The organism is Streptococcus mitis (genome assembly GCF_016658865.1).
Lineage (GTDB): Bacteria > Bacillota > Bacilli > Lactobacillales > Streptococcaceae > Streptococcus > Streptococcus mitis_BT.
Genome location: NZ_CP067992.1, coordinates 1,141,938 through 1,167,552, shown reverse-complemented (window position 1 = coordinate 1,167,552; position 25,615 = coordinate 1,141,938). Strand labels below are relative to the sequence as shown.

Sequence of the window (25,615 nt, the reverse complement as noted above, 5' to 3'; positions counted from 1 at the left end):
GTGGGCTCATGCCTGCTTCTTGTTTTTACAGAAGGAGGACTTATGCCTGAATTACCTGAGGTTGAAACCGTTCGACGTGGCTTGGAAAAATTGATTTTGGGAAAGAAGATTTCGAGTGTAGAAATTCGCTATCCCAAGATGATAAAGACAGATTTGGACGAGTTTCAAAAGGAAGTGCCTGGTCAAGTTGTTGAGTCAATGGGACGTCGTGGTAAATATTTGCTGTTTTACCTAACAGACAAGGTCTTGATTTCCCATTTGCGGATGGAGGGCAAGTATTTTTACTATCTGGACCAGGTTCCTGAACGCAAGCATGCCCATGTTTTCTTTCAGTTTGAAGATGGTGGCACGCTTGTTTATGAGGATGTTCGCAAGTTTGGTACTATGGAACTCTTGGCGCCTGACCTTTTGGAAGCCTACTTTATTTCTAAAAAATTAGGTCCTGAACCAAGCGAACAAGACTTTGATGTGCAGGTATTTCAAGCTGCCCTAGCCAAGTCTAAAAAGCCTATCAAATCCCATCTCCTAGATCAGACCTTGGTAGCTGGACTTGGCAATATCTATGTGGATGAGGTTCTCTGGCGAGCTCAGGTTCATCCAGTTAGACCTTCTCAGACTTTGACAGCAGAAGAAGCGACTGTCATTCATGACCAGACCATTGCTGTATTGGGACAGGCTGTTGAAAAAGGTGGCTCAACCATTCGGACTTATACTAATGCCTTTGGCGAAGATGGAACCATGCAGGATTTTCATCAGGTCTATGACAAGGCTGGTCAAGAATGTGTACGCTGTGGTACCATCATTGAGAAAATCCAACTAGGTGGACGAGGCACTCATTTTTGTCCTCAGTGCCAAAGGAGGGGCTGATGGGAAAAATCATTGGAATCACTGGGGGAATTGCCTCTGGTAAGTCAACCGTGACAAATTTTCTAAGAAAGCAAGGCTTTCAAGTAGTGGATGCCGACGCTCTTGTTCACCAACTACAGAAACCTGGTGGTCGTCTATTTCAGGCTCTAGTCCAGCATTTTGGGCAAGAAATCATCCTTGAAAACGGAGAACTTAATCGCCCTCTTCTAGCTAGTCTCATCTTTTCAAATCCTGAAGAACGAGAATGGTCTAAGCAAATCCAAGGAGAGATTATCCGTGAGGAACTAGCTACATTAAGAGACCAATTGGCTCAGACAGAAGAGATTTTCTTCATGGATATTCCCCTACTTTTTGAGCAGGACTACAGCGCTTGGTTTGATGAGACTTGGTTGGTCTATGTGGATAGAAATGTCCAAGTGGAACGCCTAATGAAAAGGGACCAGTTGTCTAAAGATGAAGCTGAGTTTCGTCTGGCAGCCCAATGGCCTTTAGAAAAAAAGAAACATTTGGCCAGCCATGTTTTAAACAACAATGGGAATCAGGACCAGCTTCTTACTCAGGTGTTCTCCCTGCTTGAGGGAGGTAGGCAAGATGACAGAGATTAACTGGAAGGATAATCTGCGCATTGCCTGGTTTGGTAATTTTCTGACAGGAGCCAGTATTTCTTTGGTTGTGCCTTTTATGCCCATCTTTGTGGAAAATCTAGGTGTAGGGAGTGAGCAAGTTGCTTTTTATGCAGGTTTAGCTATTTCTGTCTCTGCCATTTCCGCAGCGCTCTTTTCTCCTATCTGGGGTATCCTTGCTGACAAATACGGTCGAAAGCCCATGATGATTCGAGCAGGCATGGCCATGACCATTACTATGGGAGGCTTAGCCTTTATCCCAAATATCTATTGGCTAATCTTTCTTCGCTTACTGAATGGTGTATTTGCGGGTTTTGTTCCCAATGCAACGGCCTTGATAGCCAGTCAGGTTCCCAAGGAGAAATCAGGAACTGCCTTAGGTACTTTGTCTACAGGCGTAGTTGCAGGTACTCTAACTGGTCCCTTTATCGGGGGATTTATCGCAGAATTATTTGGCATTCGTACTGTTTTCTTACTGGTTGGTAGTTTTCTATTCTTAGCTGCTGTTTTGACTATTTGCTTTATCAAGGAAGATTTTCAACCAGTAGCCAAGGAAAAGGCCATCCCAACAAAGGAATTATTTACATCAGTTAAATATCCCTATCTCTTGGTCAACCTCTTTCTGACTAGTTTTGTCATCCAATTTTCAGCCCAATCAATCGGCCCTATCTTAGCTTTGTATGTGCGCGACTTAGGCCAGACAGAGAATCTTCTCTTTGTATCTGGTTTGATTGTGTCCAGTATGGGCTTTTCCAGCATGATGAGTGCAGGAGTCATGGGAAAGCTAGGTGACAAGGTGGGGAACCATCGTCTCTTGGTTGTAGCCCAGTTTTATTCAGTCATCATCTATCTTCTCTGTGCCAATGCTTCTAGCCCCTTTCAACTAGGCCTCTATCGTTTCCTCTTTGGATTGGGAACCGGTGCCTTGATTCCCGGAGTTAATGCCCTTCTCAGCAAGATGACGCCCAAAGCTGGTATTTCGAGGGTCTTTGCCTTTAATCAGGTATTCTTTTATCTGGGCGGTGTCGTTGGTCCCATGGCAGGTTCTGCAGTAGCAGGTCAATTTGGCTACCATGCAGTCTTTTATGCGACAAGCCTTTGTGTTGCCTTTAGTTGTCTCTTTAACCTTCTTCAATTTCGAACATTATTAAAAGTAAAGGAAATCTAGTGAGAGTAAAAATTAATCTCAAATGCTCCTCTTGTGGCAGTATCAATTACCTAACTAGTAAAAATTCAAAAACCCATCCTGACAAGATTGAGGTTTTAAAGTATTGTCCCAAGGAAAGAAAAGTAACCCTACATCTTGAATCTAAGTAGATTTTATGGTAAAATAATAGGGATTTTAAGGAGTTTGATATGTATAACCTATTATTAACCATTTTATTAGTATTATCTGTTGTGATTGTAATTGCAATTTTCATGCAACCAACCAAAAACCAATCCAGCAATGTATTTGATGCCAGCTCAGGTGATTTGTTTGAACGCAGTAAAGCACGCGGTTTTGAAGCTGTAATGCAGCGTTTGACAGGGATTTTAGTCTTTTTCTGGCTAGCCATTGCCTTAGCATTGACGGTATTATCAAGTAGATAAGAAAATAATGGGCAGGACTAGGTCTTTGCCTCTTTTTATTTTAAAAAGATATTTGAGAAGGTTTTACAGTAAAAGAAAATTAAAAATCTAGAAAGAAAATATGAAAGATAGAATAAAAGAATATTTACAAGACAAGGGAAAGGTGACTGTCAATGACTTGGCTCAGGCTTTGGGAAAAGACGGTTCCAAGGATTTTCGTGAGTTGATTAAAACCTTGTCCTTAATGGAAAGAAAGCATCAGATACGCTTTGAGGAAGATGGCAGTCTGACTTTGGAAGTCAAGAAAAAACATGAGATTACCCTCAAGGGGATTTTTCATGCCCATAAAAATGGCTTTGGCTTTGTTAGTCTGGAAGGGGAAGAGGAAGACCTTTTTGTAGGAAAAAACGATGTCAACTATGCTATTGATGGTGATACCGTTGAGGTCGTCATCAAGAAAGTCGCTGACCGCAATAAGGGAACAGCGGCAGAAGCAAAAATTATTGATATCTTAGAACACAGCCTGACAACAGTTGTCGGCCAAATCGTTCTAGATCAGGAAAAACCTAAGTATGCTGGCTACATTCGTTCGAAAAATCAGAAAATAAGTCAACCGATTTATGTGAAGAAACCAGCCCTAAAACTAGAAGGAACCGAAGTTCTCAAGGTCTTTATCGATAAATACCCAAGCAAGAAACATGATTTCTTTGTCGCTAGTGTCCTCGATGTGGTGGGGCATTCAACGGATGTCGGAATTGATGTTCTTGAGGTCTTGGAATCAATGGACATTGTATCCGAGTTTCCAGAAGCTGTTGTCAAGGAAGCAGAAAGTGTGCCTGATGCTCCGTCTCAAAAGGATATGGAAGGCCGTCTGGACTTGAGAGATGAGATTACCTTCACCATTGATGGTGCTGATGCTAAGGACTTGGACGATGCGGTGCATATCAAGGCCTTGAAAAATGGTAATCTGGAACTCGGAGTTCACATAGCAGATGTTTCCTACTATGTGACTGAGGGTTCTGCCCTTGATAAGGAAGCCCTTAACCGCGCGACTTCTGTCTATGTGACAGACCGTGTGGTCCCAATGCTTCCCGAACGACTGTCAAATGGAATCTGTTCTCTCAATCCCCAAGTTGACCGCCTGACCCAGTCTGCCATTATGGAGATTGATAAACATGGTCGTGTGGTCAACTACACTATCACACAAACGGTTATCAAGACAAGCTTCCGTATGACCTATAGTGATGTCAATGATATCCTAGCTGGCGATGAGGAAAAGAGACAAGAACATCAGAAAATTGTTCCAAGTATCGAACTCATGGCCAAGCTCCATGAAACTCTAGAAAACATGCGTGTGAAACGTGGTGCCCTTAATTTTGATACCAATGAAGCGAAGATTTTAGTGGATAAACAAGGTAAGCCTGTTGATATCGTTCTTCGTAAGCGTGGCATTGCCGAGCGCATGATCGAGTCTTTCATGTTGATGGCCAATGAAACAGTTGCCGAGCATTTTAGCAAGCTGGATCTACCTTTCATTTATCGAATTCACGAGGAGCCCAAGGCTGAAAAGGTTCAGAAGTTTATTGATTATGCTTCGAGTTTTGGCTTGCGCATTTATGGGACTGCCAGTGAGATTAGCCAGGAGGCACTTCAAGACATCATGCGTGCTGTTGAGGGAGAACCTTATGCAGATGTATTGTCCATGATGCTTCTTCGCTCCATGCAGCAGGCTCGCTATTCAGAGCACAATCACGGGCATTATGGACTAGCTGCTGACTATTATACTCACTTTACTAGCCCGATTCGTCGTTATCCAGACCTTCTTGTTCACCGTATGATTCGTGATTACGGCCGTTCTAAAGAAATAGCCGAGCATTTTGAACAAGTGATTCCAGAGATTGCGACCCAGTCTTCCAACCGTGAGCGTCGTGCCATCGAGGCTGAGCGTGAAGTCGAAGCCATGAAAAAGGCTGAGTACATGGAAGAATACGTAGGCGAAGAGTACGATGCGGTTGTGTCTAGCATCGTTAAATTCGGTCTCTTTGTTGAATTGCCGAACACAGTTGAAGGCTTGATTCACATCACTAATCTACCTGAATTTTATCATTTCAACGAACGTGATTTGACTCTTCGTGGGGAGAAATCAGGAATAACCTTCCGTGTAGGTCAGCAAATCCGTATCCGAGTTGAAAGAGCCGACAAGATGACTGGTGAAATTGACTTCTCTTATATTCCAAGTGAATTTGATGTGATTGAAAAAGGATTCAAACAGTCTAATCGTAGTGACAGAGGGCGTGGTTCAAGTCGTCGTTCAGATAAGAAGGAAGACAAGAGAAAATCAGGACGCTCAAATGATAAGCGCAAGCATTCACAAAAAGACAAGAAGAAAAAAGGGAAGAAACCTTTTTACAAGGAAGTAGCTAAGAAAGGAGCCAAGCATGGCAAAGGGCGAGGGAAAGGTCGTCGCACAAAATAAAAAGGCACGCCACGACTATACAATCGTAGATACGCTAGAGGCAGGGATGGTCCTGACTGGGACTGAAATCAAGAGTGTACGAGCAGCTCGAATCAATCTCAAGGATGGCTTTGCCCAAGTAAAAAATGGGGAGGTCTGGTTGAGCAATGTTCATATCGCCCCTTACGAAGAGGGTAATATCTGGAACCAGGAACCAGAACGTCGCCGTAAACTCCTGCTCCATAAGAAGCAAATTCAAAAATTGGAACAAGAGACTAAAGGGACAGGAATGACGCTGGTTCCTCTTAAAGTCTATATTAAAGATGGATATGCCAAGCTCCTTTTAGGCCTTGCTAAAGGGAAGCATGACTACGACAAGAGAGAGTCTATCAAACGACGTGAACAAAACCGCGACATCGCGCGTGTCATGAAAGCAGTCAACCAGCGATAAAAAGAGGAATGAAAATGGAAAAACTAGTTGCCTATAAACGCATGCCTTTGTGGAATAAACAAACTATGCCAGAGGCTGTTCAGCAGAAACACAATACCAAGGTCGGGACTTGGGGGAAAATTACTGTCTTGAAGGGAGCTCTCAAGTTTATTGAATTGACAGAGGATGGGGAGGTTCTAGCTGAGCACCTCTTTGAAGCAGGGGCCGACAATCCCATGGCACAACCTCAAGCTTGGCATCGAGTAGAGGCTGCTACAGACGATGTGGAATGGTATTTGGAGTTTTATTGTAAACCTGAGGATTATTTTCCTAAGAAATACAATACCAATCCTGTTCATTCAGAGGTCCTAGAGGCAATGCAGACAGTAAAACCAGGGAAAGCCTTGGATTTGGGTTGTGGTCAGGGCCGTAATTCCCTCTTTTTGGCCCAGCAAGGATTTGATGTGACAGCTGTAGATCAAAATGAACTGGCTCTTGAAATCTTGCAAAGCATTGTGGAACAGGAAGATTTGGACATGCCTGTTGGTCTTTACGATATCAATTCAGCCAGCATTGGACAAGCCTATGATTTTATCGTATCGACGGTGGTGCTGATGTTTCTACAAGCGGACCGCATTCCAGCTATTATCCGAAACATGCAGGAGCACACCACGGTAGGTGGCTACAACCTTATCGTCTGTGCAATGGACACGGAGGATTATCCTTGCTCAGTGAACTTCCCATTTACCTTTAAAGAAGGGGAATTGGCAGACTATTACAAGGATTGGGAATTGGTTAAGTACAATGAAAATCCAGGTAATCTGCACCGTCGCGATGAGAATGGCAATCGTATTCAACTACGCTTTGCGACCATGCTAGCTAAGAAAATCAAATAAACACACATGAAGATTAGGAATTTTCCTGATCTTTTTTCTTTTTACGAATAGATAAGATAGAAGAATTGACAAAAATACGCATTATAAGTATAATTTTAGCTAGAAAGGTGACGATAAATGCCAATCACAGGTAAGGAAATGGTAAAATTAGCTCTTGCAAATGGATGGATTGAAGTTCGTAAGAGAGGATGTCATCATCATTTTAAGAAAGAAGGGGTTCCCTATCTTGTCACTATTCCAGTTCACGGTAATGAGGATCTAGGAAAAGGTTTAGAGAGAAAAATATTAAAAGATTTGGGATTATAGTTGATTTGGAAATTGTGGAGGTGTATTATGCTAAAATCTTATCCTGCTATTTTTCATAGAGAAGGCACTGGATACTGGGTTGAATTTCCTGAATTTGGAGGCGGGACTGAAGGAGCAACGATTGAACTTGCAATGAAAAATGCTCGGGAAATGCTTGAGAGTGTTTTAGCTTCTTATATTGATGAAGGACTGGCTTTGCCTACTCCTAGTGACATTGCTGAGTTGAAAGCTCCTGATGGATTTGTGACTTTGATTCAGGTCAATCCCTTGCCTTTCGTAAAGAATAATAAAGCGATTCGAAAAAATGTTACGGTTCCAGAGTGGCTAGTCAGACTTGCAGATCGTGAGAAAGTGAACTATTCTGAAGTGTTGACACAAGCTCTTGAAAGTCGCTTGCAACTCTAAAATTATAGAGTGATGAAGATTAGGAAATTTCCTGATCTTTTTCTTTTTTACGAATAATATAGAAAAGGAGAGAAATCATGTTTGTTGCGAGAGATGCTAGGGGAGAGCTGGTAAATGTGCTAGAGGATAAGCTTGAGAAGCAAAACTACACCTGCCCAGCTTGTGGAGGTCAGCTTCGTTTGCGTCAAGGACTAAGTGTACGGACCCATTTTGCCCATAAATCTTTAAAAGACTGTGGTTTTTCATTTGAAAATGAAAGTCCAGAACACTTGGCCAATAAGGCATCTCTCTATCAGTGGTTGAAAAAAGAGGCAGAGGTTCAATTAGAATACCCCCTTCCAGAGCTTAAACAGATTGCGGATGTATTTATAAATGGTCATCTTGCTCTAGAAGTTCAGTGTAGTCCCTTGTCTCAAAAAGTTCTTAAAGAGCGTAGTGAGGGCTATCGTAGTCAGGGTTACCAAGTACTGTGGTTGCTAGGAGAAAAACTTTGGCTTAAGGAGCGGTTGACTCGTCTGCAACAAGGTTTTCTCTATTTCAGTCAAAACATGGGCTTTTATGTTTGGGAAGTGGACAAGAAAAAACAGGTTTTAAGGCTTAAATATCTCATCCACCAAGATCTCCGCGGTAAACTCCATTATCAAATCAAGGAATTTCTCTATGGTCAAGCTAGTTTATTGGAAATATTGCGTTTCCCTTATAAGAAACAAAAAATATCTCATTTTACAGTTTCTCAGGATAAGGACATCTGTCGCTATATTCAGCAACAACTGTACTATCAAAATCCCTTTTGGATGAAAGAACAAGCAGAAGCCTATCAAAAGGGAGAAAATCTCCTGACTTATGGGCTAAAAGAATGGTATCCACAAATAAGACCACTAGTAGGTAATTTTTGCCAAATTGAGAAAGATTTGACTCGCTATTATCAGTATTTTCAAATCTATTACCAAGAAAATCCTCAAAATGATTGGCAAAAGCTTTATCCACCAGCCTTTTATCAGCAATATTTCTTGAAAAATATGGTAGAATAGAAAAGATGGAGGAATCTAATGGTATTACAAAGAAATGAAATAAATGAAAAAGATACATGGGATCTATCAACGATTTACCCAACTGACCAGGCTTGGGAAGAAGCCTTAAAAGATTTAACAGAACAATTGGAGAAAGTAAACCAGTATGAAGGACATCTCCTGGATACTGCGGATAGCCTACTAGAAATCACTGAATTTTCTCTTGAGATGGAACGCCAAATGGAGAAGCTTTACGTTTATGCTCATATGAAGAATGACCAAGACACACGTGAAGCCAAGTACCAAGAGTACTATGCCAAGGCCATGACTCTCTATAGCCAGCTAGACCAAGCCTTTTCATTCTATGAACCTGAATTTATGGAAATCAGTGAAAAGCAGTATGCTGACTTTTTAGAAGCTCAACCAAAATTGCAGGTTTATCAACACTATTTTGACAAACTTTTACAAGGAAAAGACTACGTTTTATCACAACGTGAAGAAGAATTATTGGCTGGAGCTGGAGAAATCTTTGGTTCGGCAAGTGAAACCTTCGCTATCTTGGACAATGCGGATATTGTGTTCCCTTATGTCCTCGACGATGATGGTGAGGAAGTGCAGCTCTCTCATGGGACTTACACACGTTTGATGGAATCTAAAAATCGTGAGGTTCGTCGTGGTGCCTACCAAGCTCTTTATGCGACTTATGAACAATTCCAACATACCTATGCCAAAACCTTACAAACAAATGTTAAGGTTCAAAACTACCGTGCCAAAGTTCGCAACTACAAGAGTGCGCGTCATGCAGCCCTAGCGGCCAATTTTGTTCCAGAGAGTGTTTATGACAATTTGGTAGCAGCAGTTCGCAAGCACTTGCCACTCTTGCATCGTTACCTTGAGCTTCGTTCAAAAATCTTGGGGATTTCAGACCTCAAGATGTACGATGTCTACACGCCACTTTCATCTGTTGAATACAGTTTCACCTACCAAGAAGCCTTGAAAAAAGCTGAAGATGCCTTGGCAGTCTTGGGTGAGGATTACTTGAGCCGTGTTAAACGTGCCTTCAGCGAGCGTTGGATTGATGTTTATGAAAATCAAGGCAAGCGTTCAGGGGCTTACTCTGGTGGTTCTTACGATACCAATGCCTTTATGCTTCTTAACTGGCAGGACAATCTAGACAATCTCTTTACCCTTGTTCATGAAACAGGTCATAGTATGCATTCAAGCTATACTCGTGAAACTCAGCCTTATGTTTACGGAGATTATTCTATCTTCTTGGCTGAGATTGCATCAACTACCAATGAAAATATCTTGACGGAGAAATTATTGGAAGAAGTGGAAGATGATGCAACGCGCTTTGCTATTCTCAATAACTTCCTAGATGGTTTCCGTGGAACAGTTTTCCGTCAAACTCAATTCGCTGAGTTTGAACACGCTATCCACCAAGCAGACCAAAACGGGGAAGTCTTGACCAGCGATTTCCTAAACAAACTCTACGCAGACTTGAACCAAGAGTATTATGGATTGAGCAAGGAAGATAATCCTGAAATCCAATATGAGTGGGCCCGCATTCCACACTTCTACTATAACTACTATGTATATCAATATTCAACTGGTTTTGCAGCAGCCTCAGCCTTGGCTGAAAAGATTGTTCATGGTAGTCAAGAAGACCGTGACCGTTATATCGACTACCTCAAGGCAGGGAAGTCTGACTATCCACTCAATGTCATGAGAAAAGCTGGTGTTGATATGGAGAAGGAAGATTACCTCAACGATGCCTTTGCAGTCTTTGAACGCCGTTTAAATGAGTTTGAAGCCCTTGTTGAAAAATTGGGATTGGCATAAGATGGTTGAATCGTATAGTAAAAATGCCAACCATAACATGCGTCGTCCTGTTGTCAAGGAAGAAATTGTGGACTTGATGCGCCAGCGTCAAAAGCAAGTCACAGGCTCTTTGAAAGAATTGGAAGACTTTGCTCGCAAGGAAAATATTCCCATCATTCCTCATGAAACGGTTGCTTATTTCCGTTTTCTCATGGAAACCATACAACCTAAAAACATTCTGGAAATTGGGACGGCTATCGGTTTTTCAGCCCTCTTGATGGCGGAACATGCACCAAAGGCCAAGATTACAACCATTGACCGCAATCCAGAGATGATTGGATTTGCCAAGGAAAATTTTGCCCGGTTTGACAGTCGCAAGCAAGTTACACTTCTAGAAGGAGATGCGGTAGATGTCTTATCTACCTTGACAGAGTCTTATGATTTCGTCTTTATGGATTCTGCTAAGTCTAAATACATCGTCTTTTTGCCAGAAATCCTCAAACATTTAGAAGTTGGTGGTGTGGTTGTCTTGGATGATATTTTCCAAGGTGGTGATGTTGCCAAGGATATTATGGAAGTCCGTCGTGGTCAGCGAACCATTTATCGAGGCCTTCAAAGACTATTTGACGCAACCTTAGACAATCCAGGACTCACTGCAACATTAGTACCTCTGGGTGACGGCATTCTCATGCTTCGTAAAAATGTAGCAGATGTTCAATTGCCTGACAGCGAATGATTTCAGAAAAATTTAAGAAAATATAGTAAAATAGATAGGGTAATACTTATCTCAAAGGAGTAGACATGAAAAAAAAATTATTGGCAGGTGCCATTACACTATTATCAGTAGCAACTTTAGCAGCTTGTTCTAAAGGTTCAGAAGGGGCTGACCTTATCAGCATGAAAGGGGATGTCATCACTGAACATCAATTTTATGAGCAAGTGAAAATCAATCCTTCAGCCCAACAAGTCTTGTTGAACTTGACTATTCAAAAAGTATTTGAGAAGCAATATGGCTCAGAAGTAGATGACAAAGAAATCGATGATATCATTTCTGGAGAAGAAAAACAATATGGTGAGAATTACCAACGTGTCTTATCACAATCAGGCATGACTCTTGAAACACGTAAAGCACAAATTCGTACAAGTAAATTAGTTGAATTTGCAGTTAAAAAGGCTGCAGAAGCTGAATTAACTGATGAAGCCTATAAGAAAGCATTTGAGAGCTATACTCCGGACGTAACTGCTCAAATTATTCGTCTTGATAATGAGGATAAAGCGAAAGAAGTCCTCGAAAAAGCTAAGGCAAGTGGCGCAGATTTCGCTCAATTAGCTAAAGATAACTCAACTGATGAGAAAACCAAAGCGAACGGTGGTGAAATCACATTTGATTCTGCATCAACAGAAGTCCCAGATCAAGTTAAGAAAGCAGCTTTTGCCTTGGATGTTAATGGTATTTCTGATGTTATTACAGCTACTGGTACTCAAGCATACAGCAGTCAGTATTACATTGTAAAACTCATTAAGAAAACAGAAAAGTCATCTAATATCGATGACTACAAAGAAAAATTGAAAACTGTTATTTTGACTCAAAAACAAAATGATGCATCATTTGTTCAAAGTATTGTCGGAAAAGAATTGCAAGCAGCCAATATCAAGGTTAAAGACCAAGCCTTCCAAAATATCTTTACCCAATATATCGGTGGTGGCGATTCAAGCTCAAGTAGTTCTTCAAAAGAATAAAACAGAAAAGAGCCAAGCGCTCTTTTTCTTATGAGAAAATCTTCTATCTTAAGGGTAAGAGTTTTTTTCTTTCGGAAAAAATGGTATAATAGCAATCAAAACTAGAAAATAAACGGAATTTGGGAACAATTTCTTTTGTTCTCATTAGATTGGTGATACTATGAAGATTAGTAAGAGGCACCTGTTAAACTATTCTATTCTAGTTCCTTACTTACTTTTATCTATTTTGGGCTTGATTGTAGTTTATTCTACAACCAGTGCCATTCTTATTGAAGAAGGTAAAAGTGCCCTCCAATTGGTTCGAAGTCAGGGAATGTTTTGGATACTTAGTTTAATATTGATTGCCTTGATATATAAGCTGAAACTGAATTTTTTAAGAAAAGAACGACTGCTATTTATTGTTATGTTTGTTGAGCTGATTCTTTTGGCTCTGGCTCGCTTAATTGGTACGCCAGTCAATGGAGCCTATGGTTGGATTTCAGTAGGACCTTTGACCATTCAGCCAGCTGAGTATTTGAAGATTATCATCGTCTGGTACTTGGCCCAACGTTTCTCAAAACAACAGGATGAAATTGGGATTTACGATTTTCAAGTTTTAACTCAAAATCAATGGATTCCTCGTGCTTTTAATGATTGGCGCTTCGTCCTACTAGTAATGATAGGAAGTTTAGCTATTTTCCCAGATTTGGGGAATGCTACCATCCTAGCTCTGGTCGCCTTGATTATGTATACAGTTAGTGGAATTGCTCATCGTTGGTTTATAGCCTTTATCGGTGTATTATTTGGAGTTTCAGCCCTATCCTTATCAGCTATTTCTATGATCGGGGTTGATAAGTTTTCAAAAGTTCCAGTATTTGGTTACGTTGCTAAGCGTTTCAGTGCCTACTTTAATCCCTTTGCCGATTTGGCAGGGTCAGGCCACCAACTTGCAAATTCCTACTTTGCCATGGTAAATGGTGGGTGGTTTGGTCTAGGCTTAGGAAATTCAATCGAAAAACGTGGTTATTTACCAGAGGCCCATACAGACTTTGTATTTTCAATTGTTATTGAAGAGTTTGGATTTGTGGGAGCCAGCTTGATTTTAGCCCTTGTCTTTTTCCTGATTTTACGAATTATCCTAGTCGGTATTCGTGCTAAGAATCCCTTTAATTCCATGATGGCGATTGGGGTTGGGGGGATGATGTTGGTGCAGGTCTTTGTTAATATCGGTGGAATTTCTGGTATTATTCCTTCAACGGGAGTTACCTTCCCCTTCTTATCGCAAGGAGGAAATAGTCTTCTGGTCTTGTCTGTAGCCATCGCCTTTGTCTTAAATATTGATGCAAGTGAAAAACGTGCCCAATTGTATGAGGAGTTAGAAGCTCACTCATCAAACTATATGTAGAGCTGAGAGTGGAAAGGATTACCTATGTCTCTTCAAAAATTAGAAAACTATAGTAATAAAGCTGTCGTGCAAGAAGAAGTATTGATTTTAACAGAATTGTTAGAAGATATCACTAAAAATATGCTTGCCCCAGAGACTTTTGAAAAAATCATGCAGTTGAAGGAATTGTCAACTCAAGAAGATTATCAAGGCTTGAACCAACTGGTTACTAGTCTGACAAATGATGAAATGGCATATATTTCACGCTATTTCTCTATCTTGCCTCTTTTGATTAATATTTCAGAAGACGTGGATTTGGCCTATGAAATCAACCATCAAAATAACATCGATCAAGATTATCTTGGGAAATTATCAGCAACGATTAAAATGGTTGCAGAAAAAGAAAATGCGGTTGAAATTTTAGAACACTTGAATGTTGTCCCTGTTTTGACAGCCCATCCAACACAAGTGCAACGTAAGAGTATGTTGGATTTGACCAACCATATCCACACCCTCTTGCGTAAGTATCGTGATGTGAAATTAGGCTTGATTAATAAGGAAAAATGGCATAATGATCTCCGTCGTTACATTGAGATTATTATGCAGACAGACATGATTCGTGAAAAGAAATTGAAAGTAACCAATGAAATCACGAATGTTATGGAATACTACAATAGTTCATTTTTGAAGGCAGTTCCTCATTTGACTGCTGAGTACAAGCGTCTGGCTAAAAAACATGGACTGGAGTTGAAACATCCTAAACCAATTACCATGGGAATGTGGATTGGTGGAGACCGTGATGGGAATCCTTTTGTTACAGCAGATACCTTGAAACAATCTGCTATGACTCAGTGTGAAGTCATCATGAACTACTATGATGAAAAGATTTACCAGCTCTATCGTGAGTTCTCTCTCTCAACTAGTATTGTCAATGTAAGCAAGCAAGTTAGAGAAATGGCTCGTCAATCCAAGGATAACTCTATTTATCGTGAAAAAGAGCTTTACCGTCGTGCCTTGTTTGATATTCAATCAAAAATCCAAGCGACAAAAGCTTATCTCATTGAAGATAAGGAAGTTGGGGCTCACTATGACACAGCCAATGATTTTTATAAGGACTTAATTACCATTCGTGATTCCCTTTTGGAAAATAAGGGTGAAGCACTGATTTCTGGTGATTTTGTTGAGCTGATTCAGGCAGTTGAAATTTTTGGTTTCTATTTGGCATCTATTGACATGCGTCAAGATTCTAGTGTTCATGAAGCTTGTGTGGCCGAACTCTTGAAATCAGCAGGAATTCATTCTCATTATAGTGAACTCAGTGAAGAAGAAAAATGCCAGCTTCTTTTGAAAGAATTAGAAGAAGATCCACGTATTCTTTCTGCCACTCATGTTGAAAAATCAGAGTTACTTGAAAAAGAATTAGCAATCTTTAAGGCTGCTCGTAAGTTGAAAGATAAGTTGGGAGATGATGTCATTCGTCAGACAATCATTTCACATGCAACCAGCGTATCAGACATGTTGGAATTGGCTATCTTGCTAAAAGAAGTAGGGTTAGTTGATAAAGAAAGAGCCCGTGTCCAAATTGTTCCTCTCTTTGAAACAATTGAAGACTTGGACCACTCAGAAGAAACCATGAGAGAATACCTTTCTCTTCCTCTTGCTAAGAAATGGATTGCTTCACGTAATAACTACCAAGAAATCATGCTTGGTTACTCTGATAGTAATAAAGATGGTGGTTACCTTTCATCATGTTGGACCCTCTACAAGGCTCAACAACAATTGACTGCTATTGGAGATGAATTTGGCGTTAAGGTTACCTTCTTCCACGGCCGTGGTGGGACTGTCGGTCGTGGTGGTGGACCAACCTATGAAGCCATCACCTCTCAACCGCTCAAGTCTATTAAGGATCGTATCCGCTTGACGGAGCAGGGTGAAGTAATTGGCAATAAATACGGTAACAAAGACGCTGCTTACTATAACCTTGAAATGTTAGTATCTGCAGCCATTAACCGTATGATTACTCAGAAGAAGAGTGATACCAATACCTCAAATCGTTATGAAGCTATTATGGACCAAGTAGTGGACCGTAGTTACGATATCTACCGTGATTTGGTCTTTGGTAATGACCATTTCTATGATTATTTCTTCGAGTCAAGTCCAATCAAGGCTATTTCAAGCTTTAATATTGGTTCTCGTCCAGCTGCTCGTAAGACTATTACTGAAATCGGTGGTTTGCGAGCTATCCCTTGGGTCTTCTCATGGTCGCAAAGCCGCGTCATGTTCCCTGGCTGGTATGGAGTTGGTTCAAGCTTCAAGGAATTTATTGATAAAAATCCAGAGAATATCGCTATCCTACGAGATATGTACCAAAATTGGCCTTTCTTCCAGTCACTTCTTTCAAATGTTGATATGGTCTTGTCAAAATCAAATATGAACATTGCTTTTGAATATGCGAAACTTTGCGAAGATGATCAAGTAAAAGCAATCTATGAGACTATTCTAAATGAATGGCAAGTCACCAAAGAAGTTATCTTGGCTATCGAAGGTTACGATGAACTCTTGGCTGAAAATCCATATCTAAAAGCAAGTTTGGATTACCGTATGCCTTACTTTAATATCCTCAACTATATCCAGTTGGAGTTGATTAAACGTCAACGTCGAGGAGAATTATCAAGCGATCAAGAAAAATTAATCCATACAACCATCAACGGAATTGCGACAGGATTGCGTAATTCAGGCTGATACCCTTTCAAACTTCCTCTTTTTCATAGGGGAAGTTTTTGAATAGTTCAAAAAAATTCTCAAAGAGTCTTGACAAGTAGTTGAAAAATGATATAATTTAACCATTCAGAAAAGTAATCATATAAACTTTTTAGAGAGTCTGTGCTAGCTGAAAACAGATAAGTGATGATGATGAAAATTGGGCTGGATGTTATTTAGAATTTGAAATCATAAAAATTCGGTGAGCACACCTTACAGTGCATCTCGTTATTGCGAGACAGAGTGATAGGGGAAAATCCCTATAATTGAGGTGGTACCGCGCATCGACGTCCTCACACAAGTTTTTTGTGTGAGGGCTTTTTTTGATGGAGGTTAGTATGGAAAGAAAACGATGGCGTCGCTTGTTTAGATAAGTGAAGTGTTTTAAAGGAATTAAAAAGGAGAAATAGAATGAAAAATAAACGTTTAATTGGAATTATCGCTGCATTAGCAGTCTTAGTAGCAGGAAGCTTGATTTACTCTTCAATGAATAAACCAGAAGCTAAGAATGAAAAGAAAGTTGCCAAAGTTGGTGTTCTTCAGTTTGTGAGCCATCCCTCTCTTGACTTGATTTATAAAGGGATTCAAGATGGACTTGCAGAAGAAGGATATAAAGATGATCAAGTTAAAATCGACTTTATGAACTCAGAAGGTGACCAAAGTAAGGTTGCGACAATGAGTAAACAGTTGGTTGCAAATGGGAATGACCTTGTGGTTGGTATTGCTACACCAGCTGCTCAAGGCTTGGCTAGTGCCACAAAAGACCTACCGGTTATCATGGCCGCTATTACTGACCCAATCGGTGCTAACTTGGTCAAAGATTTGAAAAAACCAGGTGGCAACATTACAGGGGTGTCTGACCACAATCCAGCTCAACAACAAGTTGAACTCATCAAAGCTTTGACACCAAATGTGAAAACAATCGGAGCTCTTTACTCAAGCAGCGAAGACAATTCAAAAACACAGGTAGAAGAATTTAAGGCTTTTGCTGAAAAAGCAGGTTTGACAGTGGAAACATTTGCAGTTCCTTCAACAAATGAAATTGCTTCAACAGTCAATGTTATGACTAGCAAGGTCGATGCTATCTGGGTTCCAATCGATAACACAATCGCATCTGCATTTTCAACAGTTGTATCAAGCAATCAATCAGCTAAAAAACCAATTTACCCAAGCGCAACTGCCATGGTAGAAGCAGGTGGTTTGGCATCCGTTGTAGTTGACCAACATGACCTCGGTGTGGCAACAGGTAAAATGATTGCTCAAGTTTTGAAAGGTGCAAAACCAGCTGATACTCCAGTCAATGTATTTTCAACTGGTAAGTCAGTAATCAATAAAAAAATGGCACAAGAGTTAGGTATTACTATTCCTGAATCTGTTCTAAAAGAAGCAGGACAAGTGATTGAATAATCTACAATGGAGGAGTTGGGGGACATCTCCTCCAATTTTTTACAATAGAAATCATATAGAAAAGGTTAAGAAACAAATGATACTATCTATTATTTCTCAAGGATTTGTCTGGGCTATTCTAGGTCTGGGAATCTTTATGACATTTAGGATTTTGAACTTTCCAGATATGACGACAGAAGGTTCCTTCCCTCTTGGGGGAGCTGTTGCTGTCACTCTGATAACCAAAGGTGTAAATCCCTTTTTAGCGACACTTGTTGCTGTAGGAGCAGGGTGTTTGGCTGGAATGGCAGCAGGCCTTCTTTATACAAAAGGGAAGATTCCAACATTGCTCTCAGGAATTTTGGTGATGACATCTTGTCACTCTATCATGCTCTTGATTATGGGACGTGCCAATTTAGGCTTGCTTGGAACTAAGCAAATTCAGGATGTCTTACCTTTTGATTCAGATTTGAACCAACTCTTGACAGGTCTTATCTTTGTCAGTCTTGTCATTATCCTCATGCTTTTTTTCTTGGACACTAAACTTGGACAAGCCTATATTGCTACAGGTGACAATCCTGATATGGCTAGAAGTTTCGGAATTCATACTGGACGCATGGAGCTCATGGGCTTGGTCTTATCAAATGGTGTGATTGCCCTTGCAGGTGCCCTCATTGCCCAGCAAGAAGGCTATGCCGATGTATCTCGAGGAATCGGGGTTATCGTTGTGGGGCTTGCAAGCTTGATTATTGGAGAAGTTATTTTCAAGAGTTTGAGTTTGGCAGAACGTTTGATTACCATTGTTGTCGGTTCTATTGCCTATCAATTTTTAGTATGGGCAGTTATCGCGCTTGGATTTAACACAAGTTACCTTCGTTTGTACAGTGCCGTTATTTTAGCAGTCTGCCTCATGATTCCAACATTTAAGCAAACCATCTTGAAAGGAGCCAAGTTAAGCAAATGACAGCAATTGTAGAATTAAAAAATGCAACCAAAGTCGTTAAAAATGGCTTTGATGAAGAAAAGATTATTTTAAATGATGTTTCCTTAGAAATTTTTGAACAGGATTTTATCACGATTTTAGGTGGCAATGGGGCAGGTAAATCAACTCTCTTTAACACTATTGCGGGAACCTTGTCATTAACCAGTGGGACAATTCGTATCTTGGGTGAAGATGTTACCAAGTTTTCACCAGAGAAGAGAGCCAAGTATCTGTCTCGTGTTTTCCAAGATCCCAAGATGGGGACAGCTCCTCGTATGACAGTGGCTGAAAATCTCTTGATTGCTAAGTTCCGTGGTGAAAAGCGTGGACTCTTTCCAAGACGTCTGGCTAGTTATAAGGATGAGTTTCAGGCTACTATTGAAAAAGTAGGAAATGGTCTTGAGAAACACTTGAATACACCGATTGAGTTTTTATCAGGTGGTCAAAGACAGGCCTTGAGTCTCTTGATGGCAACCTTGAAGCGTCCTGAATTACTCTTGCTAGATGAGCATACTGCGGCCCTGGATCCAAAGACCAGTGTGGCCTTGATGGAATTGACAGATGAGTTTGTCAAGAAAGATCAGCTGACAGCGCTTATGATTACTCATCATATGGAAGATGCTCTCAAATATGGTAATCGTTTAATTGTCATGAAAGAAGGACGAATTATCCAAGATTTGAAGCAAGAAGAAAAAGCAAAAATGAAAATCTCTGATTATTATCAACTCTTTGAATAAAGTAGGGAAAATGAGTGAAATGGTTTACTTTTTTTCTGAAATAAAGTATACTATATAAAGTAAACTATGATAACATGGAGGTATTGTGTATGGTTGACAAACAAGTCATTGAAGAAATCAAAAACAATGCCAACATTGTGGAAGTCATAGGAGATGTGATTTCTTTACAAAAGGCAGGACGGAACTATCTAGGGCTCTGTCCTTTTCATGGTGAAAAAACACCTTCTTTCAACGTTGTAGAGGACAAGCAGTTTTACCACTGTTTTGGTTGTGGTCGCTCAGGTGATGTCTTTAAATTCATCGAGGAGTACCAAGGGGTTCCCTTTATGGAGGCTGTCCAAATCTTAGGTCAGCGTGTCGGGATAGAGGTGGAAAAACCGCTTTATAATGAGCAGAAACCAGCCTTACCCCACCAATCTCTTTATGATATGCACGAAGATGCGGCTAAATTTTATCATGCTATTCTCATGACAACGACCATGGGGGAGGAGGCCAGAAACTACCTCTATCAGCGTGGTTTGACAGATGAAGTCCTCAAGCATTTTCGGATTGGTTTGGCCCCTCCAGAACGAAACTATCTTTATCAACGTTTGACTGGTCAGTATCGTGATGAGGATTTCCTGGATTCAGGACTGCTTTATCTCTCGGATGCTAATCAATTTGTAGACACCTTTCACAATCGGATTATGTTTCCCCTGACAAATGACCAGGGAAAGGTTATTGCTTTCTCAGGTCGTATCTGGCAGAAAACGGATTCACAAACTTCTAAGTATAAAAATAGCCGATCGACTGCAATTTTTAACAAAAGTTACGAATTATATCATATGGATAGGGCAAAAAAATCTTCTGGAAAAGCCAGTGAGATTTACCTGATGGAAGGGTTCATGGATGTCATTGCAGCCTATCGGGCTGGGATCGAAAATGCTGTCGCATCTATGGGGACGGCCTTAAGTCGAGAGCATGTTGAGCATCTGAAAAGGTTAACCAAGAAGTTGGTTCTTGTTTACGATGGCGATAAGGCTGGGCAAGCCGCGATTTTGAAAGCATTGGATGAAATTGGTGATATGCCTGTGCAAATCGTCAGCATGCCTGATAACTTGGATCCTGATGAGTATCTACAAAAAAATGGACCAGAAGACTTGGCCTATCTATTAACAAAAACTCGTATTAGTCCGATTGAGTTTTACATTCATCAGTATAAGCCTGAAAATAGTGAAAATCTGCAGGCTCAGATTGAATTTATTGAAAAAATAGCGCCCTTGATTGTTCAAGAAAAGTCCATAACTGCTCAAAACAGCTATATTCATATTTTAGCTGACAGTCTGGCGTCCTTTGATTATGCCCAGATTGAGCAGATTATTAATGAAAGCCGTCAGGCACAAAGGCAGAATCGCATGGAAGGAATTTCCAGACCGACGCCAATCACTATGCCTGTCACCAAGCAGTTATCGGCTATTATGAGGGCAGAAGCTCATCTACTTTATCGAATGATGGAATCCCCTTTTGTTTTGAACGATTACCGCTTGCGAGAAGACTTTGCATTTGATACACCTGAATTTCAGGTTTTATATGACTTGCTTGGTCAGTATGGCAATCTTCCTCCAGAAGTTCTAGCAGAACAGACAGAGGAAGTTGAAAGAGCTTGGTACCAAGTCTTAGCTCAGGATTTGCCTGCTGAGATGTCACCGCAGGAACTTAGTGAAGTAGAGATGACTCGAAACAAGGCTCTCTTGAATCAGGACAATATGAGAATCAAAAAGAAGGTGCAGGAAGCTAGCCATGTAGGAGATACCGATACAGCCCTAGAAGAATTGGAACGTTTAATTTCCCAAAAGAGAAGAATGGAGTAATAATGGCAACAAAACAAAAAGAAGTAACAACATTTGACGTACAAGTAGCAGAATTTATCCGTAATCATAAACAAAAAGGGACAGCAACAGATGATGAAATCAATGCTAGTCTAGTTATTCCTTTTACCTTGGATGCTGATGGGATTGAAGACCTTTTGCAACGAATCCAGGATGCAGGAATTTCAATCACAGATAACGAAGGAAACCCAAGTGCGCGTGTTCTTAGCAATGAAGAAGAACCAGAACTCAGCGATGAGGATTTGATTGGATCAACTTCGGCTAAGGTTAATGACCCTGTCCGTATGTACTTGAAAGAAATCGGGGTTGTTCCTCTTTTGACAAATGAAGAGGAAAAAGAATTGGCACTAGCAGTTGAAGCTGGTGATATCGAAGCCAAACAACGACTTGCGGAAGCCAACCTTCGTTTGGTTGTTTCCATTGCCAAACGTTATGTCGGTCGTGGTATGCAGTTCCTTGACTTGATTCAAGAAGGGAACATGGGCTTGATGAAGGCGGTTGACAAGTTTGACTATTCTAAAGGATTCAAGTTTTCAACTTATGCAACTTGGTGGATTCGTCAAGCAATCACTCGTGCTATTGCGGATCAAGCTCGTACCATTCGTATCCCTGTCCACATGGTTGAAACCATTAATAAATTGGTTCGTGAACAGCGTAATCTCCTTCAAGAATTGGGACAAGATCCAACGCCAGAACAAATCGCTGAACGTATGGATATGACTCCAGACAAGGTTCGTGAAATCTTGAAGATCGCACAGGAGCCGGTATCTCTTGAAACACCGATCGGTGAAGAGGATGATAGCCATCTTGGGGACTTTATCGAAGACGAAGTGATTGAAAATCCAGTGGACTACACAACTCGTATCGTCTTGCGTGAGCAGTTGGATGAGGTCTTGGATACTCTTACAGACCGTGAAGAAAATGTTTTGCGTCTACGTTTTGGACTAGATGATGGGAAAATGCGCACCCTTGAAGATGTGGGGAAAGTCTTTAACGTAACCCGTGAGCGTATCCGTCAGATTGAGGCTAAAGCATTGAGAAAACTACGCCAACCAAGTCGCAGCAAACCGCTTCGTGATTTTATTGAAGACTAAGAGTGAGGATAAATATGGCTTATACAGAAGAGCAAATTGAAAACATCAAAACACGGATTCTAACAGCCTTGGAAGAAGTCATCGACCCTGAGTTGGGAATCGATATTGTTAATCTTGGTTTGATTTATGAGATTCGTTTCGATGGCGATACAGGGCAAACAGAGATTGACATGACTTTGACAACTATGGGTTGCCCCCTAGCAGACCTTTTGACGGATCAGATTTATGATGCTATGACAGAGGTTCCAGAAGTGACTGATACTGAGGTTAAATTAGTCTGGTATCCAGCCTGGACGGTTGAAAAAATGAGTCGCTATGCCCGCATTGCCCTAGGCATTAAGTAAACAAATAAAAGCATGTGAGAGATTATTGGAAAAGCGAGGAAATTTCCTCTTCTTTTCCTTTAGTCTCTCCTTTCTTTTGATGATTTTATTCAAAGAAAATGATATAATAGTAGTTATGGAAAAAAAGAAATTACGCATCAATATGTTGAGTTCAAGTGAGAAAGTAGCAGGACAAGGAGTTTCAGGTGCCTACCGTGAATTAGTTCGTCTTCTTCACCGTGATGCCAAGGACCAATTGATTGTTACAGAAAATCTTCCAATAGAGGCAGATGTGACTCACTTTCATACAATTGATTTCCCCTATTATTTATCAACATTCCAAAAGAAACGCTCAGGAAGGAAAATTGGCTATGTGCATTTCTTGCCTGATACACTTGAGGGGAGTTTGAAAATTCCATTTTTCTTAAAGGGAATTGTTAAACGCTATGTATTTTCTTTTTACAACCGGATGGAGCACTTGGTTGTGGTCAATCCTATGTTTATCGAGGATTTGGTGGCAGCAGGTATTCCACGTGAAAAAGTGACCTATATTCCTAACTTTGTCAACAAGGAAAAATGGCATCCTCTTCCACAAGAAGAGGTGGCTCGACTACGCGAAGAGCTAGGTCTTAGCGATAATCAGTTTATCGTAGTAGGTGCTGGTCAAGTTCAGAAACGTAAAGGGATTGATGACTTTATCCGTCTGGCTGAGGAATTGCCTCAAATTACCTTTATCTGGGCGGGTGGTTTCTCTTTTGGTGGCATGACAGATGGCTATGAACGCTACAAAAAAATTATGGAAAATCCCCCTAAAAATTTGATTTTTCCAGGTATTGTATCTCCAGAGCAGATGCGTGAATTGTATGCCCTAGCGGACCTTTTCTTGTTGCCTAGTTACAATGAGCTCTTTCCTATGACTATTTTAGAAGCTGCGAGTTGTGAAGCTCCGATTATGTTGCGTGATTTGGATCTCTATAAGGTGATTTTGGAGGGAAATTATCGGGCGACAGCAGATAGAGAAGAGATGAAAGAAGCTATTTTGGAATATCAAGCCAATCCTGCTGCCTTAAAAGAACTTAAAGAAAAGGCTAAGAATATTTCTAGAGAGTATTCTGAAGAGCATCTGTTACAAATCTGGTTGGACTTTTATGAGAAACAAGCCGCTTTAGGGAGAAAGTAAAAAGTGAGGTAATCTATGCGAATTGGTTTATTTACAGATACCTATTTTCCTCAGGTTTCAGGTGTGGCGACCAGTATTCGAACCTTGAAAACCGAACTTGAGAAGCAAGGGCACGCTGTTTTTATCTTTACGACGACAGATAAGGATGTCAATCGTTATGAAGATTGGCAAATTATCCGCATTCCAAGTGTTCCCTTCTTTGCTTTTAAGGACCGCCGCTTTGCCTATCGAGGATTTAGCAAGGCGCTTGAAATTGCCAAACAGTACCAGTTAGATATTATCCATACTCAGACAGAATTTTCTCTTGGCTTGTTGGGGATTTGGATTGCGCGTGAATTGAAGATTCCAGTCATCCATACTTATCACACCCAGTACGAAGACTATGTGCATTATATTGCTAAGGGGATGCTGATTCGTCCGAGTATGGTCAAGTACCTGGTTAGAGGTTTCTTGCATGATGTGGATGGGGTCATTTGCCCGAGTGAGATTGTCCGTGATTTGCTTTCTGACTATAAGGTCAAGGTTGAAAAACGGGTTATTCCAACTGGGATTGAATTAGCTAAGTTTGAGCGTCCGGAAATCAAGCAGGAAAATTTGAAAGAACTACGTAGTAAATTAGGGATTCAAGATGATGAAAAGATGCTACTTAGTCTTTCCAGAATTTCCTATGAAAAAAATATTCAAGCAGTATTAGCAGCCTTTGCAGAAGTTCTGAAAGAGGAAGACAAGGTTAAACTGGTAGTTGCTGGGGATGGTCCTTATCTGGATAACCTCAAAGAGCAAGCACAGAAACTAGAGATTCAAGACTACGTCATCTTTACTGGCATGATTGCTCCTAGTGAGACGGCTTTTTACTATAAGGCAGCGGATTTCTTCATCTCGGCATCGACAAGTGAAACGCAAGGTTTGACCTACTTGGAAAGCTTAGCTAGTGGGACGCCTGTCATTGCACATGGAAATCCTTATCTGGACAATCTTATCAGTGATAAAATGTTTGGAACCTTGTATTACGGTGAACATGATTTAGCTGGAGCTATTTTAGAAGCTCTAATTGCAACGCCGGATATGAATGAGCGTACTTTATCAGAGAAGTTGTACGAGATTTCAGCTGAAAACTTTGGGAAGCGAGTGCATGAGTTTTATCTGGATGCCATTATTTCAAATAACTTCCAGAAAGATTTGGCTAAAGATGATACGGTTAGTCAGCGAATCTTTAAGACAGTTTTGTATCTACCACAACAGGTGGTTGCTGTGCCCGTAAAAGGCTCTAGACGCATGCTGAAGGCTTCAAAAACGCAGTTAATCAGCATGAGAGACTATTGGACAGACCATGAAGAATAGAAAGAGGATAAGCTATGAATAAACGATTAATGAGAAGCGGTCGTGACCAAAAGATTGCTGGTGTTTGTGCCGGTGTGGCTTATTATTTTGATATAGATCCTACTATTGTTCGTGTAATATGGGGTGTTCTTGCTTTTGGTTACGGAGCAGGAATTGTAGCTTATATCATTTTATGGATTATTGCGCCAGAAGCAAGTGACTATTGAAAACTAGCTAAATTCATGCTAAGATAATAGAAAATAGAATGTAACGAAGGAGATAAAAATGGCATTTGGAGATAATGGAAATCGTAAAAAAACTATGTTTGAGAAAATAACCTTGTTTATCGTGATTATCATGCTAGTAGCAAGTTTATTGGGAATTTTTGCAACTGCAATTGGTGCCCTCAGTAATCTATAAAATAGATTCAAGAAAATTTAGTGACTGGGATTTCCCAGCCCTTTTTTAAAGTGAGAAGAA

The 25,615-nt window shown here is 40.5% G+C and carries 26 protein-coding genes and 1 other annotated feature; all 26 genes read left to right on the top strand.

Going from position 1 to position 25,615, the window contains the following annotated elements; genetic code table 11:
* Nucleotides 1–42 precede the first annotated feature (42 nt).
* A complete protein-coding gene (gene mutM, locus JJN14_RS05660) occupies nucleotides 43–867 on the top strand; it encodes a DNA-formamidopyrimidine glycosylase (RefSeq protein WP_201058093.1) in 825 nt (274 codons plus the stop codon).
* On the top strand, nucleotides 867–1,472 hold the full coding sequence (gene coaE / locus JJN14_RS05655) for a dephospho-CoA kinase (RefSeq protein WP_201058092.1): 606 nt from the start codon (nucleotides 867–869) through the stop codon (nucleotides 1,470–1,472). The genes mutM and coaE overlap by 1 nt, the downstream gene beginning before the upstream one ends.
* Complete coding sequence (locus tag JJN14_RS05650) at nucleotides 1,459–2,658, top strand: multidrug efflux MFS transporter (RefSeq protein WP_201058091.1); 1,200 nt, start codon at nucleotides 1,459–1,461, stop codon at nucleotides 2,656–2,658. Before coaE ends, JJN14_RS05650 begins: the two co-directional genes overlap by 14 nt.
* Nucleotides 2,658–2,807: a 50S ribosomal protein L33 gene (rpmG, locus tag JJN14_RS05645; RefSeq protein WP_001809104.1), complete on the top strand. Its 150-nt coding sequence runs from the start codon at nucleotides 2,658–2,660 to the stop codon at nucleotides 2,805–2,807. The genes JJN14_RS05650 and rpmG overlap by 1 nt, the downstream gene beginning before the upstream one ends.
* A gap of 39 nt (nucleotides 2,808–2,846) precedes the next feature.
* The gene (secG, locus tag JJN14_RS05640) at nucleotides 2,847–3,080 is read left to right on the top strand and encodes a preprotein translocase subunit SecG (protein WP_000282517.1); all 234 of its coding nucleotides are present in this window, start codon (nucleotides 2,847–2,849) and stop codon (nucleotides 3,078–3,080) included.
* Nucleotides 3,081–3,180: 100 nt separating this feature from the next.
* Nucleotides 3,181–5,535, top strand: coding sequence for a ribonuclease R (gene rnr / locus JJN14_RS05635; RefSeq protein ID WP_201058090.1), 2,355 nt, complete (start codon nucleotides 3,181–3,183; stop codon nucleotides 5,533–5,535).
* Nucleotides 5,498–5,965, top strand: coding sequence for an SsrA-binding protein SmpB (gene smpB / locus JJN14_RS05630; RefSeq protein WP_001051750.1), 468 nt, complete (start codon nucleotides 5,498–5,500; stop codon nucleotides 5,963–5,965). The genes rnr and smpB overlap by 38 nt, the downstream gene beginning before the upstream one ends.
* Nucleotides 5,966–5,979: 14 nt before the next feature.
* Entirely contained in the window at nucleotides 5,980–6,840 is an 861-nt protein-coding gene (gene tehB / locus JJN14_RS05625; protein WP_201058089.1) for an SAM-dependent methyltransferase TehB, read from the top strand.
* A gap of 117 nt (nucleotides 6,841–6,957) precedes the next feature.
* On the top strand, nucleotides 6,958–7,146 hold the full coding sequence (locus tag JJN14_RS05620; protein WP_201058088.1) for a type II toxin-antitoxin system HicA family toxin: 189 nt from the start codon (nucleotides 6,958–6,960) through the stop codon (nucleotides 7,144–7,146).
* A gap of 27 nt (nucleotides 7,147–7,173) precedes the next feature.
* The gene (locus JJN14_RS05615) at nucleotides 7,174–7,551 is read left to right on the top strand and encodes a type II toxin-antitoxin system HicB family antitoxin (RefSeq protein ID WP_033688727.1); all 378 of its coding nucleotides are present in this window, start codon (nucleotides 7,174–7,176) and stop codon (nucleotides 7,549–7,551) included.
* A gap of 77 nt (nucleotides 7,552–7,628) precedes the next feature.
* On the top strand, nucleotides 7,629–8,582 hold the full coding sequence (locus JJN14_RS05610) for a competence protein CoiA (RefSeq protein ID WP_201058087.1): 954 nt from the start codon (nucleotides 7,629–7,631) through the stop codon (nucleotides 8,580–8,582).
* Nucleotides 8,583–8,600: 18 nt separating this feature from the next.
* The gene (pepF, locus tag JJN14_RS05605; RefSeq protein WP_201058086.1) at nucleotides 8,601–10,403 is read left to right on the top strand and encodes an oligoendopeptidase F; all 1,803 of its coding nucleotides are present in this window, start codon (nucleotides 8,601–8,603) and stop codon (nucleotides 10,401–10,403) included.
* Nucleotide 10,404: 1 nt separating this feature from the next.
* On the top strand, nucleotides 10,405–11,118 hold the full coding sequence (locus tag JJN14_RS05600; RefSeq protein WP_201058085.1) for an O-methyltransferase: 714 nt from the start codon (nucleotides 10,405–10,407) through the stop codon (nucleotides 11,116–11,118).
* A gap of 65 nt (nucleotides 11,119–11,183) precedes the next feature.
* Nucleotides 11,184–12,122: a peptidylprolyl isomerase PrsA gene (prsA, locus tag JJN14_RS05595; protein ID WP_020901794.1), complete on the top strand. Its 939-nt coding sequence runs from the start codon at nucleotides 11,184–11,186 to the stop codon at nucleotides 12,120–12,122.
* Between the two features lie 160 nt (nucleotides 12,123–12,282).
* Complete coding sequence (gene ftsW / locus JJN14_RS05590; protein ID WP_120770130.1) at nucleotides 12,283–13,506, top strand: cell division peptidoglycan polymerase FtsW; 1,224 nt, start codon at nucleotides 12,283–12,285, stop codon at nucleotides 13,504–13,506.
* A 24-nt stretch (nucleotides 13,507–13,530) separates the two neighbouring features.
* Nucleotides 13,531–16,227, top strand: a complete 2,697-nt coding sequence (gene ppc / locus JJN14_RS05585; protein ID WP_201058084.1) for a phosphoenolpyruvate carboxylase — start codon at nucleotides 13,531–13,533, stop codon at nucleotides 16,225–16,227.
* Nucleotides 16,228–16,324: 97 nt separating this feature from the next.
* Nucleotides 16,325–16,543: a binding site (T-box leader), on the top strand.
* A gap of 113 nt (nucleotides 16,544–16,656) precedes the next feature.
* Nucleotides 16,657–17,652 (top strand): tryptophan ABC transporter substrate-binding protein, encoded by a 996-nt coding sequence (gene trpX / locus JJN14_RS05580; RefSeq protein ID WP_201058083.1) that lies wholly within the window; start codon nucleotides 16,657–16,659, stop codon nucleotides 17,650–17,652.
* A gap of 76 nt (nucleotides 17,653–17,728) precedes the next feature.
* Nucleotides 17,729–18,595, top strand: a complete 867-nt coding sequence (locus tag JJN14_RS05575; protein ID WP_201058082.1) for an ABC transporter permease — start codon at nucleotides 17,729–17,731, stop codon at nucleotides 18,593–18,595.
* Nucleotides 18,592–19,350 carry an ABC transporter ATP-binding protein gene (locus JJN14_RS05570; RefSeq protein WP_004254621.1) on the top strand — a complete coding sequence of 253 codons (759 nt, stop codon included), beginning with the start codon at nucleotides 18,592–18,594 and terminating at the stop codon, nucleotides 19,348–19,350. Before JJN14_RS05575 ends, JJN14_RS05570 begins: the two co-directional genes overlap by 4 nt.
* Nucleotides 19,351–19,439: 89 nt before the next feature.
* Nucleotides 19,440–21,200 carry a DNA primase gene (gene dnaG, locus JJN14_RS05565; protein ID WP_201058081.1) on the top strand — a complete coding sequence of 587 codons (1,761 nt, stop codon included), beginning with the start codon at nucleotides 19,440–19,442 and terminating at the stop codon, nucleotides 21,198–21,200.
* 2 nt (nucleotides 21,201–21,202) lie between these two features.
* Nucleotides 21,203–22,312 carry an RNA polymerase sigma factor RpoD gene (gene rpoD / locus JJN14_RS05560; protein WP_000201900.1) on the top strand — a complete coding sequence of 370 codons (1,110 nt, stop codon included), beginning with the start codon at nucleotides 21,203–21,205 and terminating at the stop codon, nucleotides 22,310–22,312.
* Between the two features lie 14 nt (nucleotides 22,313–22,326).
* Entirely contained in the window at nucleotides 22,327–22,656 is a 330-nt protein-coding gene (locus JJN14_RS05555) for a metal-sulfur cluster assembly factor (RefSeq protein ID WP_000331929.1), read from the top strand.
* A gap of 115 nt (nucleotides 22,657–22,771) precedes the next feature.
* Entirely contained in the window at nucleotides 22,772–23,815 is a 1,044-nt protein-coding gene (cpoA, locus tag JJN14_RS05550; protein ID WP_416069223.1) for an alpha-galactosylglucosyldiacylglycerol synthase, read from the top strand.
* A gap of 15 nt (nucleotides 23,816–23,830) precedes the next feature.
* Complete coding sequence (locus JJN14_RS05545; protein WP_201058080.1) at nucleotides 23,831–25,156, top strand: glycosyltransferase family 4 protein; 1,326 nt, start codon at nucleotides 23,831–23,833, stop codon at nucleotides 25,154–25,156.
* A 14-nt stretch (nucleotides 25,157–25,170) separates the two neighbouring features.
* Nucleotides 25,171–25,362, top strand: a complete 192-nt coding sequence (locus JJN14_RS05540; protein ID WP_201058079.1) for a PspC domain-containing protein — start codon at nucleotides 25,171–25,173, stop codon at nucleotides 25,360–25,362.
* Between the two features lie 58 nt (nucleotides 25,363–25,420).
* On the top strand, nucleotides 25,421–25,555 hold the full coding sequence (locus tag JJN14_RS05535; protein ID WP_000863859.1) for a DUF4044 domain-containing protein: 135 nt from the start codon (nucleotides 25,421–25,423) through the stop codon (nucleotides 25,553–25,555).
* Nucleotides 25,556–25,615: the final 60 nt, after the last annotated feature.